Below are 17702 nucleotides of genomic sequence, written 5' to 3'. Positions count from 1 at the left end.
GGCCTGTTTCCGTTATTACCATCAGAAGCGGTAACCAGCAGAGAACATAAACACCCACGGATCGAGACGGGTATGGACGTTCTGCTGTACGCCGTTGTGTTTGAAGCGCACATCGGTATCGATATCCATCCACCATACCGACATGTTGATCAGCCAGTCGCGGTTAATCAGATAATCCACGCCCGCCTGTCCCGCTACGCCCCACGAATCTTTCAGACTCAAATCAGAGAGGCCTGCCTCTTTGCCGGTGGAATTAAATTTCTCATCGAAAAAGGTGGTGTAGTTGATACCGGCACCCAGGTATGGGCGCACTTTGCTCTGGGAGTCAAAAAAGTACCACTGGGCCATCAGTGAAGGCGGCAGATGACTTACGGTAGCCAGATCGCCGGTCGGCGCGGTGCCAACGTGGTGGCGGAACGGCGTTGCGGCCAGCAGTTCAATACCGACGTTGTCGGTCGCCATCCATGTCATGGTCAGGCCAAGCTGCGTATTGTTATCGACGTTAAAACTGCCCAGCGCGCCTAAAACGTTATCTGAACCTTCCGTTGGACGGACGGTGGCCGAACCGGCCCGGATGAAAAACTCGCCTGCGTCGTGCGCGTATGCTACCCCGGAAAGGGTGCTGAGGATCAGTGCTGCCACGGCTAACTTCTTCATATCCACTCCATGTTTGAGATTTTATCGCCGCGCACTATACCTGGTATTAGGTAGGATGTGATCCAATGCAGATCACACTTAACCCTGTAATTTAACATTCATTGATCTGGGTTAATTTTTGCGTTTCGTTACACTCCTTAACTTTTGTTGTTGCATCAATTTTTGCCTTATGAAGGCATAAAAATATTCCTCTCCCCCCCTCTTGTGCGCCCGATTCGGCAGCGATAATTTATCTGCCTGACTTTTCCCTGTTGATGCGTCGTTAAGTGCAGGTGCGCTATGAGTGATCTCAACCCGTGCATGTCGTGCGGAGCCTGTTGTGCGTATTTTCGTGTCTCTTTCTACTGGGCTGAAGCTGATGATGCTGGCGGCCCGGTTCCGGTTCAGTTAACGGAGCCTCTCACCCCATTTTTGCGCTGTATGAGCGGAACCAATCAAAAACAGAGCCGCTGTGTGGCGCTGGTCGGTACGCCGGGCGAAAACGCCAGCTGCAGCATTTATGCGCAGCGCCCCTCGCCGTGCCGTGAATTTCAGATGTCAGGCGAAGCGGGCGAAGTGAATGAAGCCTGCGATCGGGCGCGGGCGCGCTACGGTTTAGCGCCCCTTTACAAAGATATGCTTTTCCATACAAGCCGTGATGCTGCCACTGAGGGCCTATTCGGGGTACAATCGCCCGTCAATTAATATCGCCATACTCAAGGAGAGTGCATGTCTATCACGGCGAAATCCGTTTACCGTGACACGGGGAATTTTTTTCGTAATCAGTTCATTACGATTTTACTGATCGCACTGTTGTGTGCCTTTATCACCGCTGTCATTGGGCATGCCTTTTCACCCAGTGAAGAGGAACTCTCCATTCTGACGGAGGGAGATAACCTGGCGGGCAGCGTGGGTCTGTTCGATCTGGTACAGAATATGACTCAGGAACAGCAGATGGTGCTGCTACGCGCGTCCGGAGCGGCAACCTTTTCGGGTCTGATCGGCAATGCGATCCTGGCCGGTGGTATGTTACTGCTGATTCAGATGGTTTCTGCCGGTCTACCGGTCAGCGCGTTACGGGCGATTGGTGCCAGCGCACCGGTGCTGCTGAAGTTATTCCTGCTCATCATGCTTACCACCTTCATCGTGCAATTCGGCATTATGTTTATCATTGTGCCCGGCGTGATTCTGGCGATTCTGCTCGCCTTAGCGCCGATTATGCTGGTGCAGGAGAAAACAGGCGTTTTCGCCGCCATGCGCAGCAGTGTGCGTCTTGGCTGGGCAAATATGCGTCTGGTGGCACCGGCGGTGATCGGCTGGCTGCTGGCAAAAACCGTGCTGCTGCTTTATGCCCACCACCTTGCGGTGTTCACACCTGAAGTGGGCGCGGTGATTGCTAACACCCTGAGCAATCTGCTCTCGGCTGCACTGCTGATTTATCTTTTCCGCCTCTATATGCTGATGCGCAAATAATTATCCCGGTCACCCTTCCGGGTGGCCCTTTTGATGGAATCGTAGAATGAAGCAGTTTCTTGATTTTCTGCCGCTGGCGCTCTTTTTTGTGGTCTACAAGATGTACGACATTTTCACTGCCACCAAGGTGCTGATTGTCGCCTCGGCCATCGTGCTGATCTACTGCTGGATCCGCTACCGCAAGGTAGAAAAAGTTGCGCTGATTACCTTCGTGCTGGTGGCGGTGTTTGGCGGGCTGACGATTAAATTCCATGATGTGGAATTTATTAAGTGGAAAGTGACGGTGATCTACGGTCTGTTTGCCACGGCGCTGCTCTTCAGCCAGTGGGTAATGAAGAAGACGCTGATCCAGCGCATGCTCGGCAAAGAGTTGGAGTTGCCGGACGCCGTCTGGTCAAAGCTTAATATCGCCTGGGCGCTCTTCTTTATCGTCTGCGGGCTGGCGAATATCTATATCGCTTTCTGGCTGCCGTTCGACGTGTGGGTCAATTTCAAGGTCTTTGGCCTGACTATCCTCACCCTGCTGTTCACCGTGCTGAGCGGCGTCTATATCTACCGGCATATGCCGGCGCAGGATGAGAAATCCTGATGCAGAAAGCCAGGCGCAATGCCTGGCTTTTTTCTTTCCGAACCTCCCGCATTCGTAGTAGCATCCCGCCAGAAATCCCTCATCACAGAAGAGATAATAATGACAACGCCTTCAACTGCGCCTCAGGGCGAACTTGTACTACGCACACTCGCAATGCCCGCCGATACTAACGCTAACGGCGATATTTTTGGCGGCTGGTTAATGTCGCAAATGGATATGGGCGGCGCTATTCAGGCGAAAGAGATCGCCCACGGGCGCGTGGTCACCGTGCGGGTAGACGGCATGACCTTCCTGCGCCCGGTCGCGGTGGGTGATGTGGTCTGCTGCTACGCCCGCTGCGTCAAACGCGGCAATACCTCGATCACGATTAACGTCGAAGTGTGGGTGAAAAAAGTGATGTCTGAACCGATTGGTCAGCGCTATAAAGCCACCGAAGCGCTGTTTATCTATGTCGCGGTGGACAATGAGGGCAAACCACGCCCGTTGCCCGAACTGCCATAAAAAAAGCCTCCGCAGGGAGGCTTTTTTCTTACTCCATCGAGGTGCCGCCATCGAGGCGGAAGACCACGTTGACGATCAGCCCCGAGCCGGGCTTACCGGCCTCATAGCGCCATTTGCGCATCGCGGCTTTTACTTCACGCTCAAACATGTTCGCTGGCTGCGCCGAGAGGATCTGCACATTCTCAACGCGGCCATCGGCCGTAACGTCAAATTTCACTCTTACGCGGCCTTCTATACGCAACGCCTGCGCGCGCGGCGGATATTGCGGCTGGTTGCGGCTCAGTGCGCGCGGGCCTGCCGGAACAGATGGTGCCGGTTTTGTCGCGGTCGAAGTCGTGGTGCTTGCCGCCGGACGTGACGGAGCGCTGTTCTCAAACGGATTCGCCTGCTGCGGCTCAACCGGTTTGCTTTCACGCTTCGGCTGCTCCACTTTTTTCACCGGCTTCGGTTTAGGCTTCGGCTTGGGTTTTGGTTTTGGCTTCTCAATCACCACCGGTGCCTCTTTAGGCGGCTCGGGGATTGGCTCTGGCTCAACAACCGGTTCTGGTTCCGGCTCGACAACCGGCTGCGGCGGTGCCGGGGCGGGAGCAGGCTCCAGCTCCGCAGGCGACACCATGGTGACAGAGATAGGCTGCGCGGGCGCGGGCAGTTCAACAACCTGATGTACCGAGGTATAAAGCAGACCCGCCACAACAGCACCGTGAATGGCGACGGAAAGCAGCGTCGGCCAGGGAAAGCGGCGAGGTAAATCCAGGGTCATTGAAGTCATAATCATGTCAGTTAAAAAACCAGGGCTCGATTTTAAATGCAAATAGCAATCATATTCAACAAGCCAGCCTGGTGCAGATCAAATTTATCGCTGCTACGGATAAAAAAGCCCCGTTAATTGGCAGGATCTCCTGCCGGTTGCAATCTTTGCATTGCAGTCAATCCACCTTTCACTTACGTTATGCCTTTCTGAAAAGACAGGAGCTTGCTCTGTGTTATACGTTATTTTTGCTGAAGATATTGCCGATTCTCTGGAAAAACGCCTCTCCGTACGCCCGGCCCACCTCGCACGCCTGCAACTGCTGCGCGATGAAGGCCGTCTGTTAACCGCAGGTCCCCTGCCGGCAGTCGACAGTAACGATCCCGGTGTTGCAGGTTTTAGCGGCTCCACGGTGATTGCTGAGTTTGAATCGCTGGAAGCGGCGAAATCCTGGGCGGAAGCCGATCCCTACGTGGCGGCGGGCGTCTATCAGACTGTGACGGTTAAACCGTACAAGAAAGTTTTTTAAGTCAGTACGGGGCAATGCACTCCATTGCCCCGCATGGCATCAACGCTTGCTTAATGCTAAACGGGTAGCAAAAAGCAGGAATACGATACCCGTGCAGCGATCCATCCAGCGGATCACACGCGGCTTGCGCAGGAAATTTGCCAGCGGCCGGGTCGCCGAAATCAGTGCCGTTGACCAGCATGTGCCAATCAGCACATGAATCATCACCAGGCCAAATGTCCAGGCAATAAGCGGTTGCCCGTGAGGGATAAACTGCGGCAGAAACGAAACGTAAAAAATCCCTATCTTCGGATTAAGTACATTGCCGAACATCCCTTTGATAAACCAGTTCTGCGACGGATTTTCAACGTTATTGATACCGCTCAATGCCCCGCGCGGACGCAGCAGCATCGTTAACCCCAACCAACATAAGTACGCGGCACCGCAATACTTGAGGACGCTGTACGCCAGCTCTGAAACGGCAATCAGCGCCCCAAGTCCGAATGCCACCATTGCCCCCCAGATCAGACACCCGGCGTTAATCCCCATCTGCGCCTGAAAAGCCTGTTTACGCCCTTCTACCGTGGCGGTGCGCAAGATCAACGCGGTATCAAGACCCGGCGTGAGCGTTAAGAGCGTTGCGGCGAAGGTAAACGCCATTAGGCTGTCGATCGGTGACATCGTCTTTCTCCTGAAACTAAGGGGCTATAAACGACCGCGGGCACCTTTTCGGTGCCCGGGATTCAGATATCGTAGATGGCAAACAGCAGCACATTACGATGGCGATTAACGCCGCATTTCCTGATGCTGTGGATTCGCATATTACGGCGGGACTGCGCTTCCAGCCAGCGCGCTTTCCGGCGGCCAACCTGACGCAGCATACGCCAGCGCCCCACTTCCGTTCGACTACGCTTCATTGTTACAACTCTATACAAAAGAGAAGCCGCCATTATAGTCCGTCACCTCTTTCAGGCCAGCGCTTTTCGGCGTTTTTATTTGCCAGATGAATTCGTATGCGTAAACTCAACCAATACAGATTGTAAAAGGATTTTTGTCGATGTCCGCGTTTTACACCGTAATGAGTTGGCTCATTGTTGTTGGTTACTGGTTGCTTATTGCAGGTGTTACGCTGCGTATTCTGATGAAGCGCCGGGCGGTCACCTCGGCCATGGCATGGCTGCTTGTCATCTATATCCTGCCGCTGGTGGGCATTATCGCTTACCTCTCTCTGGGCGAACTGCATCTCGGTAAACGGCGCGCGGAGCGTGCGCGGGCGATGTGGCCCTCCACCGCCAAGTGGCTCAGCGATCTTAAACACTTCAACCATATCTTTGCCACCGAGAACAGCAGCGTTGCCTCCTCGCTGTTTAAGCTGTGCGAGCGCCGCCAGGGTATCGCCGGGGTCAAAGGTAATCAGCTGCAACTGCTGACCTCCTCAGATGACGTGATGCAGGCGCTGATCCGCGATATCCAGCTAGCCCGCCACAATATCGAGATGGTTTTCTATATCTGGCAGCCCGGCGGTATGGCCGACCAGGTGGCAGAGTCGCTGATGGCGGCAGCGCGCCGCGGCGTGCACTGTCGTTTGCTGCTGGATTCAGCGGGCAGCGTCACCTTCTTCCGCAGCCCGTGGGCGGGAATGATGCGCAATGCGGGCATTGATGTCGTCGAAGCGCTGAAGGTCAATCTGATGCGTGTCTTCCTGCGCCGCATGGACTTGCGCCAGCACCGCAAAATCGTACTCATTGATAACTACATTGCCTACACCGGCAGCATGAACATGGTTGATCCGCGCTACTTTAAACAGGACTCCGGCGTCGGTCAGTGGGTCGATCTGATGGCGCGCATGGAGGGCCCTATCGCCACGGCTATGGGCATCGTCTACTCCTGCGACTGGGAGATTGAGACCGGCAAGCGCATTCTGCCGCCGCCGCCCGATGCCAATATCATGCCGTTTGAAGAGGCCAGCGGGCACACTATTCATACCATTGCATCTGGCCCGGGCTTCCCGGAGGATTTGATCCACCAGGCGCTGCTGACGGCGGTGTATGCGTCGCGTGAATATTTGATCATGACCACCCCCTACTTTGTCCCGAGCGACGACCTGCTGCATGCGATCTGTACCGCCGCGCAGCGCGGGGTGGATGTGAGTATTATTCTGCCGCGCAAAAATGATTCCGTGCTGGTCGGCTGGGCCAGCCGCGCATTCTTTACCGAGCTGCTGGCCGCCGGGGTGAAAATCTACCAGTTTGAAGGCGGATTGCTGCATACCAAGAGCGTGCTGGTTGACGGCGAGCTGAGCCTGGTCGGCACGGTGAACCTCGATATGCGCAGCCTGTGGCTCAACTTTGAGATCACGCTGGTAATTGACGATGCGGGATTTGGCGGCGATCTGGCGGCGGTGCAGGATGATTACATCTCCCGCTCGCGCTTGCTGGATGCGCGCTTATGGGTAAAACGCCCCTTCTGGCACCGCATTGCTGAACGACTGTTTTACTTCTTTAGTCCGTTGCTGTAAAACGTGCCCAACAGACGTGATGAGGTAATTTATGGAAATGGACCTGAATAACCGCCTGACGGAAGATGAAACGCTTGAGCAAGCGTATGACATTTTCCTTGAACTGGCGGCGGACAACCTGGATCCGGCAGACATTATTCTTTTCAACCTGCAGTTTGAAGAGCGTGGCGGTGCAGAACTGTTCGATCCCGGCGAGGACTGGCAGGAGCATGTGGATTTCGATTTAAACCCCGATTTCTTTGCTGAGGTGGTCATTGGCCTGGCGGAGACGGACGGCGGTGAGCTGAATGATATCTTTGCGCGCGTGCTGCTGTGCCGCGAGAAAGACCATAAGCTTTGCCATATTCTCTGGCGCGAATAAGCGCTGGAAAGAAAAAGGGCTGACATGTTGTCAGCCCTTTTTTTATGCCTCGCTTAAAGCGGATCGACCTTCAAACAGGAGACCGCGTGGCGGAAGCTCCCCTCCAGCACCGGACGGGTTTTCGCACACTCCGGCCCGGCAATCGGGCAGCGGGTGCGGAAGACGCAGCCGGATGGCGGGTTGATCGGCGATGGCAGATCCCCCTCCAGCAGCTGAATGGTTTTGTTCTTCTCGACATCAGGATCGGGCACCGGCACCGCCGACATCAGCGCTTTGGTGTAAGGGTGCAGCGGATTCTGGTACACCTCATCATAGGTGCCCAGCTCTACCGCATGGCCCAGGTACATCACCAGCACGCGATCGGAGATATGCTTCACCACCGCCAGATCGTGGGCAATAAAGATCAGCGACAGCCCCATTTCACGCTGTAGCTGTTGCAGCAGGTTGACCACCTGCGCCTGAATCGACACGTCGAGTGCGGAGACTGGTTCGTCGCAGATAATCAGCTTCGGCTCAAGGATCAGCGCGCGTGCGATGCCGATACGCTGGCATTGACCGCCGGAGAACTCATGGGGATAGCGGTTGATCAGGTTAGGCAGCAGGCCCACCTTCATCATCATCGCTTTGACGCGGTCTTTCACTTCCTGGCGCGGCATCTTCGGATGATAGGTGCGCAGCGGCTCAGCAATGATTTCGCCGATAGTCATACGCGGGTTCAGCGAGGCCAGCGGATCCTGGAAAATCATCTGGATATCGCTGCGCACAGCGCGCCACTCATCCGGCTTCATGCCCAGCAGGTCGCGACCCAGCCAGGCGACTTTCCCGTCGGTCGCTTTCACAAGGCCGATAATCGCGCGCGCGAAGGTGGATTTACCGCAGCCGGATTCACCGACCACGCCAAGGGTTTCACCTTCATAGAGGCGCAGCGTCACGCCATCGACCGCTTTCAGGGTTTTCGGCGGCTGCCAGAACCACTGTCTGCCATCTTTAATATCGAAATGCACCTTCAGATCGGCGATTTCGAGCAGCACTTTTCTCTCTTCGGTTACGGCGTTCATACTAACTCCTCCACCGGCTTAAAGCAGGCGCGCAGACGGCCCGGCGCGAACTCTTCCAGCGGCGGCGCGTTATTACAGATCTCCATCGCGTGCGGACAGCGCGGCTGGAACGGGCAACCTTTCGGCAGACGCAGCAGGTTTGGCGGGTTGCCCGGAATGGTCAACATCGCTTCGCCATCGGCATCCAGACGCGGCACCGCATGCAGCAGGCCGATCGAGTACGGGTGGGACGGCTGATAGAAGACGTCGCGCGCTTTGCCATACTCCATGGTACGCCCGGCATACATCACCAGCACCTTATCGCAGATGCCCGCCACGACGCCGAGGTCATGGGTGATCATGATAATCGCGGTATTGAATTCGCGTTTCAGCTCGTTGAGCAGCGTCATGATCTGCGCCTGCACGGTCACGTCGAGGGCAGTGGTTGGTTCATCGGCAATCAGCAGCTTCGGCCTGCACATCAGCGCCATGGCTATCATCACGCGCTGGCGCATCCCGCCGGAGAACTCGTGCGGGTACATGCGCATGCGCTTACGCGCTTCCGGCATTTTGACCGCGTCGAGCATTTTTACCGACTCTTCAAACGCTTCGGCTTTGTTCATGCCTTTGTGCAGCATCAACACTTCCATCAGCTGTTCGCCGACGCGCATGTAAGGGTTCAGCGAGGTCATCGGGTCCTGGAAAATCATTGAGATCTGCTCGGCGCGCAGTTTGTTCAGCGCATGTTCCGGCAGGTTCAGGATCTCTTTGCCATTAAACAGCGCAGAGCCACCAATACGCCCGTTGGAAGCCAGCAGCCCCATCAGCGCAAATGCAGTCTGGGATTTACCGGAGCCCGATTCGCCCACAATGCCCAGCGTCTCACCTGCGCGCAGGGAGAAGTTCAGGTCGTTGACCGCGGTGACATCGCCATCCGGCGTGCCAAAGGTGACGCGGAGATCTTTCACATCCAGCAGGAGGTCCGTTTGCTGCCGCGTCGTTGACGCTACTACGGTTTCAGTCATGCTCATAACGGCACTCCTTAACGATCTTTCGGGTCGAGGGCATCACGCAGGCCATCGCCGATAAAGTTGAAACAGAACAGGGTGATCACAAGGAAACCCGCCGGGAAGAGCAGCAACCATGGAGAAACCTCCATTGAGTTTGCGCCATCGCTTAACAGCGCGCCCCAGCTGCTGAGCGGCTCCTGCGTACCGAGGCCGAGGAAGCTCAGGAAGGATTCGAACAGGATCATGCTTGGCACCAGCAGCGAGGCATACACCACCACCACGCCCAGCACGTTCGGCACGATATGGCGCATCACGATGTTGGCAGTGGAAACCCCACCCACCTGCGCTGCTTCAATGAACTCTTTACGCTTCAGGCTCAGGGTCTGGCCGCGCACAATACGCGCCATATCAAGCCAGGAGACCATGCCGATGGCCACAAAGATCAGCAGGATGTTCTGCCCGAAAAAGGTGACCAGCAGGATAACGAAGAACATAAACGGGAAGGAGTTGAGGATCTCCAGCAGACGCATCATCACCGAGTCGGTTTTGCCGCCCAGGTAACCGGAGAGCGAACCGTAGAGCGTACCGAGAACCACCGCCACCAGCGCGGCGGCGATGCCGACCATCAGCGAGATACGCCCGCCGATAGCAACACGCACTAACAGATCGCGCCCGGAGGAGTCGGTGCCGAAGTAGTGTCCTGATTCCATATCCGGCGCGTTAGACATCATCGCCCAGTCGGTATCAAAGTAGCTGAACTGCGACAGCATCGGCGCCAGCGTCACGAACAGCGCAATCAGCACCAGTACAAACAGGCTGGCGACCGCCGCACGGTTGTGCATAAAGCGGCGACGCGCATCCTGCCAAAGGCTACGCCCTTCGACTTCGAGTTTCTCACTGAAGTTTTCCAGCGCCTCGCTGTTTTTCTTACTTAACATCATGGCGAACTCCAGTCTCAATAACGAATTTTCGGATCGATGATGGCGTAGAGCACATCAACAATCGCGTTGAAGGTGATGGTCAGCGCGCCGACCAGAATGGTCAGGCTCAGCACCAGCGAGTAGTCGCGGTTAAGCGCGCCATTCACGAACAGCTGGCCGATGCCCGGCAAGCCATAAATCGTTTCGATAACCATAGAGCCAGTAATGATGCCGACAAAAGCCGGGCCCATATAGGAGAGCACAGGCAGCAGCGCCGGTTTCAGCGCGTGACGGAAGATGATGCGGCGCATCGGCAGCCCTTTCGCGCGCGCGGTGCGGATAAAGTTGGAGTGCAGCACTTCAATCATCGAACCACGGGTGATACGCGCGATGCTGGCGATATAGGCGAGCGAGAGCGCGACCATCGGCAGGATCATAAATTTAGGTGCCCCGCCATTCCAGCCACCGGCCGGAAGCCATTGCAGCATAATAGCGAATATCATCACCAACAGAGGCGCGACAACGAAGCTGGGTATCACGACCCCGGTCATGGCTAACCCCATTACCGTGTAGTCCCATTTGGTGTTCTGGTTCAACGCGGCGATAACGCCTGCCGTCACGCCGAACACAATCGCGAGGATAAACGCCGCGGCGCCCAATTTGGCGGAAACCGGGAAGCTCGCCGCCACCAGGTCATTGACGGTGTAATCTTTGTATTTAAACGACGGACCAAAATCCAGATGCGCCAGCTGTTTCAGGTAGCTGAAATACTGGGTGGTGATGGGATCGTTTAAATGGTATTTCGCCTCGATATTGGCCATTACTTCTGGCGCAAGCGCACGTTCACCGGTAAAAGGACTTCCCGGCGCAAGACGCATCATAAAGAACGAAATCGTAATCAGAATAAAGAGTGTTGGAATCGCTTCAAGAAAGCGACGCAGGATAAATTTCAACATTGCCCGTACCTTCTGGCCTGTGCCTTTTACACATTCTCTTTCAGACGACCCAGGTGCCGTCTGCGACCGATGTGTGTTCTGGTGCGATAAAAATAAGACACTGTGAGGCAGGTTGCCCTGCCCCACTCATTGCCATTAATGCTTGATAATATACAAGTTTTTCACGTAGATATTATCTAACGGGTCTTTACCGGTGTAGCCACCCACCCACGGTTTCACCAGACGGGCGTTCACGTAGTAGTAAACCGGAACAATAGCGGAGTCTTTATCAAGCTGCTGTTCAGCTTTGGAGTAAAGCTCAGCGCGCTGCGCTTCGTCGGTCACTTTCAGCGTGTCGCCAATCAGCTTGTCAAACGCCGGGCTCTTATAGTGCGCGGTGTTGTTCGAGCTATCTGAAAGCATGGTGTTCAGGAAGGAGGTCGGCTCGTTGTAATCCGCACACCAGCCAGCACGTGCTACATCAAAGGTGCCCTGATGACGCGTATCGAGGAAGGTTTTCCACTCCTGGTTCTCCAGCTTAACGTTGGCACCGAGGTTTTTCTTCCAGATCGAGGCAACGGCAATCGCCAGTTTTTTGTGTAGATCGGAGGTGTTATATAGCAGGCTGAAGCTCAGCGGTTTGTCGGCTGTGTAACCCGCTTCGGCGAGCAGTTTTTTCGCTTCGGCGTTACGCTGCTCCTGGGTCATTTTGAACCAGGCCGGTTCGGTCAGTTTTGCACCGTCGGTATACGGCGGGGTGTAGCTGTAAGCAGGCAGGTCGCCCTGGTTTTTCACTTTATTAACGATAATATCGCGGTCCAGCGCCAGTTTAAGGGCGGTACGCACGCGAACGTCAGTGAATGGCGCTTTCTGGTTGTTGATCTCGTAGTAATAAGTACAGAGGTACGGATCGACGTGAACTTCTTTCGGGATCTCTTTTTTCAGTTTCTGGAACAGTTCAATCGGCATGTTGTTATAGGTCATGTCGATTTCGCCGCTGCGGTAGCGGTTAACGTCCGTCACTTCTGCAGAGATTGGCAGGTAGGTTACCTGGTTAATAACGGTTTTGTCGTTGTCCCAGTAATTGGTGTTGCGCTCAAGAACGATACGTTCGTTGACCACCCAATCTTTCAGCTTATAAGCGCCGTTGGTGACAATATTTGCAGGCTGGGTCCACTTATCGCCAAATTTTTCAATCGCGGCTTTTGGCACAGCGGAAACGGACGGGTGAACCAGCAGTTTATAGAAATAGGGAACCGGCTCGCTCAGCGTGACTTCGAAGGTATTATCATCGATCGCTTTTACGCCCAGTTCGCTGGTCGGTTTTTTACCGGCGATAACATCATCGATATTGGCGATGTGGCCATATTGCAGATAGCTGGCGTACGGAGAAGCCGTTTTCGGATCAGCCAGGCGCTGCCAGCTATAGACGAAGTCATGGGCGGTAACCGGGGAGCCGTCTGACCATTTGGCGTTTTTACGCAGATGGAATGTCCAGACTTTAAAATCTTTGTTTTCCCATTTTTCAGCAACACCGGCAGTCGGGTGGCCTTCAACATCGGAAATAAGCAGACCTTCAAACAGGTCACGGCTAACGTTTGATTCCGGAACGCCCTCGATTTTATGCGGATCGAGAGATTGCACTTCAGCACCGTTATTACGCACCAGCGTCTGTTTTTCCGCCAGTTGAACGCCAGCCGGAACGTCGGCCGCGAAGGCGGCGTTACCGGAAATAAGCGCTGCTAAAATACCCGCTGCAACTACGCTTTTCTTTGTGATGATGGACATTGTGTTGTGACTCCAATCATTATAATTACTGACATTTATGCCAGCTGTATCATCCCCTGTTCGGGGGCCTGAATAGCGCAGGAGCTTTTGGCGCTTTCAGACATCTTTTTTTTACTTCTGCTATCACCGACTTTTTTATTACGGATCGCTCGAACGGCAATCTCGCGTCGATTCATTAACGCGCCTCCCCTGTCGAGCCGCGTTGTATTCATGCTATTTATTTTCTAATTGAAAACGATTCTCAACAAATCGCTTTACGCTGTAAATTATGAGGCTGATAAAGACATTCGCCGGAAAATAACAAATGCCCGAGACCGCCGCCAATACATTTTGCAAATTTGTTAACCATTTCTCTTTTACGGCGTAGCGACAGCCGCAGCGAGATGACGACTGCGTCTCCCTGTTGGTTTTTTCTTATGAATTATCAATCAGATAAAGAAGCACCACCGCCTTGTGATGCTTATTGGCTGCCTTCGCAGAAATTTGCACAAAAAATCAACAATTGACTACTTTTTAGCACATTACTCTGCGAGGAGATTGAAAGTACTAATATCATTTCGATAATGACTCGGCAAGCCCAATAGTATGATGTGAGAGAAATAACAGATTTAATTGCTCAAAATGCAGACATCAATGATTCATGAAACTTATAATTGTATGATAGAAAACAGCTTTTCTGATTATTGTAATTTGTTATGCCTGCCGCCCTTCTGCTGATTCTTCATATCTTTTGCTAATTATGCGAGCAGGCTTACATTCGAAAGCGCGATGTTCTCGCGCTCAGAAAAAAATAAAACCTATATAAATGAAAGAATGAATCAATTCAGCAGACCAGGGAAAAGCGACCTCGCGCCGGCAACAATAAACTCAATGCCTAACGCCATCAGCAGCAGCCCCATAATACGCGTAATGACGTTAATGCCGGTTTGCCTGAGCAGGCGCACCAGCCAGGGCGCAATGCGGAACAGCCCCCATGAGCAGAGCGCGAACAGCGCAATCGCCACTGAGAAGCCAATCAGGTGTGCAAGCGTGTGGTAGCGCGTCCCCCAAACGATGGTGGAGCTGATTGCCCCCGGCCCTGCCATTAATGGCAACGCTAACGGCACCACGCCCACGCTTTCGCGAATAGCGGTTTCCGATTTCTCCTGCTTATTCTGTTTATCCTCCCCCAGCTTGCCGCTGATCATCGACATTGCGATGGTAACGACCAGAATGCCGCCGGCAATGCGGAAAGAGTCAATCGAGATACCAAACAGTTGCAGGATGGTGTCGCCCAGAAAGAGTGACGTCCAGAGAATGATAGCGACTGAGACATTCGCGGTAAGGTTGGTTTTATTGCGGGCGTCGGCCATTTGATAGCTGGTCATACTAATAAAAACCGGGATGATGCCAACCGGGTTCACCAGCGCAAAGAGACCGACGAAAAATTTAAAATAGAGAGGAATATCAAACCCAAAGTGATCCACAGCAAGCTCCGCGTTATCGCCAGTACCTTAGAAACAATAGCGTGACAGGAAAATCCATGCAGAAGATACGCGATTTTTTTCTGGAGTCCATCAGTTCATTCACCAATAACCCTGATAAAACAGGGTGTTATTGAGTTGAGCTAGATGTGAAAAATCCGAGCCATCTTCTGCGGCGAACCGTTAACAATTGATACAACTCACTGAAAATGGGCAGGCTGAAAGGTGTCAGCTTCGTTAAAACTTGATATGGATCACGCATTAATTACTCAGAAGTGGGTAATCTTGATGCCACGAATAGAGAGCAGAAATGTCAATAATTGCTCCCGGTTCGTTAGGGCTCTTTTAGTAAACCAGCGGCATTATGCTTTGTAACTTGTTGTCTTACATAGCTTTACGCAACCTGTGGCGGCGCTGACTATACTGACAGTTTGCGCAGATGGTTTACTAAAAGAGTTTAAACATTATCAGGAGAGCATTATGGCTGTTACTAATGTCGCTGAACTGAACGCACTCGTTGAACGTGTGAAGAAAGCCCAGCGTGAATATGCCAACTTTACTCAAGAGCAAGTAGATAAAATCTTCCGCGCCGCCGCCCTGGCTGCCGCTGATGCTCGAATCCCCCTCGCGAAAATGGCCGTAGCTGAATCCGGCATGGGTATCATTGAAGATAAAGTGATTAAAAACCACTTTGCTTCTGAGTATATCTACAACGCGTACAAAGATGAGAAAACCTGCGGCGTATTATCGGAAGATGATACCTTCGGCACGATTACTATCGCTGAGCCTATCGGCATTATCTGCGGTATCGTACCGACCACTAACCCTACCTCTACTGCAATCTTTAAATCACTGATTAGCCTGAAAACCCGTAACGCAATCATCTTCTCTCCGCACCCGCGTGCAAAAGATGCCACCAATAAAGCGGCGGACATTGTGCTGCAGGCTGCAATCGCAGCAGGTGCGCCAAAAGACCTTATCGGCTGGATCGACCAACCTTCCGTCGAACTCTCTAATGCTTTAATGCATCACCCGGATATCAACCTGATCCTCGCGACCGGTGGTCCGGGCATGGTGAAAGCCGCTTACAGTTCTGGTAAACCGGCAATAGGTGTTGGTGCGGGTAACACCCCGGTTGTCATCGACGAAACCGCCGATATCAAACGTGCTGTTGCGTCTGTGCTGATGTCGAAAACCTTCGATAACGGCGTGATCTGTGCTTCTGAACAGTCTGTTGTGGTTGTTGACTCCGTGTATGACGCAGTGCGCGAGCGTTTCGCCAGCCACGGCGGCTACATGCTGCAGGGTAAGGAGCTGAAAGCGGTTCAGGATATCATCCTGAAAAATGGCGCTCTTAACGCGGCTATCGTCGGTCAACCGGCGCACAAAATTGCTGAACTGGCGGGCTTTAGCGTACCGGCAAGCACCAAAATCCTCATCGGTGAAGTTACCGTTGTGGATGAGAGCGAGCCGTTCGCCCATGAGAAACTCTCTCCGACGCTGGCAATGTATCGCGCGAAAGATTTCGACGATGCGGTCGTGAAAGCGGAGAAACTGGTCGCCATGGGCGGTATCGGGCACACCTCCTGCCTCTACACCGACCAGGACAACCAGCCTGAGCGTGTGGCCCATTTTGGCCAGATGATGAAAACCGCGCGTATTCTCATCAACACCCCGGCTTCTCAGGGGGGTATCGGTGACCTCTACAACTTCAAACTTGCGCCTTCCCTGACTCTGGGTTGTGGTTCATGGGGTGGTAACTCCATCTCTGAAAACGTTGGTCCTAAGCACCTGATCAACAAGAAAACCGTTGCTAAGCGAGCTGAGAACATGTTGTGGCATAAACTTCCGAAATCAATCTACTTCCGCCGCGGCTCTCTGCCTATCGCGCTGGATGAAGTGATTACTGATGGTCACAAACGCGCCATGATCGTGACCGACCGTTTCCTCTTTAACAACGGTTATGCTGACCAGATCACCTCCGTGCTGAAGGCTGCGGGCGTGGAAACTGAAGTGTTCTTCGAGGTGGAAGCCGATCCGACACTGACCGTGGTGCGTAAAGGCGCTGAACTGGCGAACTCCTTTAAGCCGGACGTGATTATCGCCCTCGGCGGCGGCTCCCCGATGGATGCCGCGAAAATCATGTGGGTGATGTACGAACATCCGGAAACTCACTTCGAAGAGCTGGCGCTGCGCTTTATGGATATCCGTAAACGTATCTACAAGTTCCCGAAAATGGGCGTCAAAGCGAAAATGATCGCTGTGACCACCACCTCCGGTACCGGTTCTGAAGTGACGCCGTTTGCGGTGGTTACCGATGATGCTACCGGTCAGAAATACCCGCTGGCGGATTACGCCCTCACCCCGGATATGGCGGTGGTTGACGCCAACCTGGTGATGGATATGCCGAAATCCCTCTGCGCCTTTGGTGGCCTGGATGCGGTAACCCACGCGCTGGAAGCATACGTCTCGGTTCTGGCTTCTGAGTTCTCCGACGGTCAGGCGCTGCAGGCACTGAAACTGCTGAAAGAGAACCTGCCGGCTTCTTATAACGAAGGGTCGAAAAACCCGGTTGCCCGTGAGCGTGTCCACAGTGCCGCAACCATCGCCGGTATCGCGTTTGCTAACGCCTTCCTCGGCGTGTGTCACTCTATGGCGCACAAACTGGGCTCGCAGTTCCATATCCCGCACGGCCTGGCTAACGCCCTGTTGATCAGCAACGTTATCCGCTACAACGCGAATGACAACCCGACCAAACAGACCGCGTTCAGTCAGTATGACCGTCCGCAGGCACGCCGCCGTTACGCAGAGATTGCCGATCACCTGGGTCTCTCTGCACCGGGCGACCGCACCGCGGCAAAAATTGAGAAGCTGCTGGCCTGGCTGGAGAGCCTGAAAGCGGAGCTGGGTATTCCGAAATCAATTCGCGAAGCTGGCGTACAGGAAGCGGACTTCCTGGCGAACGTCGACAAACTCTCTGAAGATGCGTTTGACGACCAGTGCACCGGCGCGAACCCGCGTTACCCGCTGATCGCAGAGCTGAAGCAGATCCTGCTGGATACCTTCTACGGTCGCGAATATAAAGAGGGTGAAGCCGCTGCCGCGCCAAAAGTGGAAGCTGCACCGGTTAAAGCTGACAAAAAAGCGAAGAAACCCGCTTAATGATATAGCGTCATAAAAAAAACCCGCTTCGGCGGGTTTTTTATTTTCTGCGC

General features: G+C 53.8%; 18 protein-coding genes. 8 read left to right on the top strand and 10 right to left on the bottom strand.

Annotated features, from left to right (window positions below):
- Positions 1-21: 21 nt before the first annotated feature.
- Positions 22-657: an outer membrane protein OmpW gene (gene ompW / locus EH164_RS10695; RefSeq protein WP_124968197.1), complete on the bottom strand. Its 636-nt coding sequence runs from the start codon at positions 655-657 to the stop codon at positions 22-24.
- A gap of 279 nt (positions 658-936) precedes the next feature.
- Between ompW and EH164_RS10690 the strand changes: the two genes are divergently transcribed.
- From EH164_RS10690 to yciA, 4 genes are all read left to right on the top strand, one after another.
- Complete coding sequence (locus tag EH164_RS10690; protein ID WP_124968196.1) at positions 937-1341, top strand: YkgJ family cysteine cluster protein; 405 nt, start codon at positions 937-939, stop codon at positions 1339-1341.
- 24 nt (positions 1342-1365) lie between these two features.
- Entirely contained in the window at positions 1366-2109 is a 744-nt protein-coding gene (locus EH164_RS10685; protein WP_094419777.1) for a YciC family protein, read from the top strand.
- Between the two features lie 46 nt (positions 2110-2155).
- Complete coding sequence (locus tag EH164_RS10680) at positions 2156-2698, top strand: septation protein A (RefSeq protein ID WP_124968195.1); 543 nt, start codon at positions 2156-2158, stop codon at positions 2696-2698.
- 99 nt (positions 2699-2797) lie between these two features.
- Positions 2798-3199: an acyl-CoA thioester hydrolase YciA gene (gene yciA, locus EH164_RS10675; protein ID WP_023478754.1), complete on the top strand. Its 402-nt coding sequence runs from the start codon at positions 2798-2800 to the stop codon at positions 3197-3199.
- Between the two features lie 28 nt (positions 3200-3227).
- Here yciA and tonB read toward each other — a convergent pair whose 3' ends face one another.
- Complete coding sequence (tonB, locus tag EH164_RS10670) at positions 3228-3959, bottom strand: TonB system transport protein TonB (protein WP_023478823.1); 732 nt, start codon at positions 3957-3959, stop codon at positions 3228-3230.
- Between the two features lie 220 nt (positions 3960-4179).
- On the opposite strand from tonB, the gene EH164_RS10665 reads away from it, so the two are divergent.
- Entirely contained in the window at positions 4180-4476 is a 297-nt protein-coding gene (locus EH164_RS10665) for a YciI family protein (RefSeq protein WP_023478925.1), read from the top strand.
- A gap of 39 nt (positions 4477-4515) precedes the next feature.
- Here the strand turns inward: EH164_RS10665 and EH164_RS10660 are convergent, their stop codons facing one another.
- Both EH164_RS10660 and EH164_RS10655 read right to left on the bottom strand, forming a co-directional pair.
- Positions 4516-5136 carry a LysE family translocator gene (locus tag EH164_RS10660; RefSeq protein ID WP_124968194.1) on the bottom strand — a complete coding sequence of 207 codons (621 nt, stop codon included), beginning with the start codon at positions 5134-5136 and terminating at the stop codon, positions 4516-4518.
- Positions 5137-5198: 62 nt separating this feature from the next.
- On the bottom strand, positions 5199-5372 hold the full coding sequence (locus EH164_RS10655) for a YciY family protein (protein WP_023478828.1): 174 nt from the start codon (positions 5370-5372) through the stop codon (positions 5199-5201).
- A gap of 140 nt (positions 5373-5512) precedes the next feature.
- Here EH164_RS10655 and cls point away from each other — a divergent pair, with 140 nt between their 5' ends.
- Together cls and EH164_RS10645 are read left to right on the top strand one after the other, a co-directional pair.
- Complete coding sequence (cls, locus tag EH164_RS10650) at positions 5513-6973, top strand: cardiolipin synthase (RefSeq protein ID WP_023478590.1); 1461 nt, start codon at positions 5513-5515, stop codon at positions 6971-6973.
- Between the two features lie 31 nt (positions 6974-7004).
- A complete protein-coding gene (locus EH164_RS10645) occupies positions 7005-7334 on the top strand; it encodes an HI1450 family dsDNA-mimic protein (RefSeq protein WP_023478694.1) in 330 nt (109 codons plus the stop codon).
- Positions 7335-7387: 53 nt separating this feature from the next.
- On the opposite strand, the gene oppF is transcribed toward EH164_RS10645, so the two are convergent.
- The 6 genes from oppF to EH164_RS10615 form a co-directional block, all read right to left on the bottom strand.
- Positions 7388-8392, bottom strand: a complete 1005-nt coding sequence (gene oppF / locus EH164_RS10640) for a murein tripeptide/oligopeptide ABC transporter ATP-binding protein OppF (RefSeq protein WP_023478603.1) — start codon at positions 8390-8392, stop codon at positions 7388-7390.
- On the bottom strand, positions 8389-9402 hold the full coding sequence (locus tag EH164_RS10635) for an ABC transporter ATP-binding protein (RefSeq protein WP_094419774.1): 1014 nt from the start codon (positions 9400-9402) through the stop codon (positions 8389-8391). Before EH164_RS10635 ends, oppF begins: the two co-directional genes overlap by 4 nt.
- Before the next feature lie 11 nt (positions 9403-9413).
- The gene (gene oppC, locus EH164_RS10630; protein ID WP_023478831.1) at positions 9414-10322 is read right to left on the bottom strand and encodes an oligopeptide ABC transporter permease OppC; all 909 of its coding nucleotides are present in this window, start codon (positions 10320-10322) and stop codon (positions 9414-9416) included.
- 14 nt (positions 10323-10336) lie between these two features.
- Entirely contained in the window at positions 10337-11257 is a 921-nt protein-coding gene (gene oppB, locus EH164_RS10625) for an oligopeptide ABC transporter permease OppB (RefSeq protein WP_023478736.1), read from the bottom strand.
- A 135-nt stretch (positions 11258-11392) separates the two neighbouring features.
- Complete coding sequence (gene oppA / locus EH164_RS10620) at positions 11393-13024, bottom strand: oligopeptide ABC transporter substrate-binding protein OppA (RefSeq protein ID WP_124968193.1); 1632 nt, start codon at positions 13022-13024, stop codon at positions 11393-11395.
- Between the two features lie 818 nt (positions 13025-13842).
- Positions 13843-14490, bottom strand: a complete 648-nt coding sequence (locus tag EH164_RS10615; RefSeq protein WP_034812181.1) for a YchE family NAAT transporter — start codon at positions 14488-14490, stop codon at positions 13843-13845.
- A gap of 477 nt (positions 14491-14967) precedes the next feature.
- On the opposite strand from EH164_RS10615, the gene adhE reads away from it, so the two are divergent.
- The gene (gene adhE / locus EH164_RS10610) at positions 14968-17649 is read left to right on the top strand and encodes a bifunctional acetaldehyde-CoA/alcohol dehydrogenase (RefSeq protein WP_124968192.1); all 2682 of its coding nucleotides are present in this window, start codon (positions 14968-14970) and stop codon (positions 17647-17649) included.
- Positions 17650-17702 lie beyond the last annotated feature (53 nt).

This window comes from Kosakonia sp. CCTCC M2018092, from assembly GCF_003864115.1.
GTDB classification, from domain to species: Bacteria; Pseudomonadota; Gammaproteobacteria; order Enterobacterales; family Enterobacteriaceae; genus Kosakonia; species Kosakonia cowanii.
This window is presented reverse-complemented; position numbering and strand designations above follow the sequence as displayed.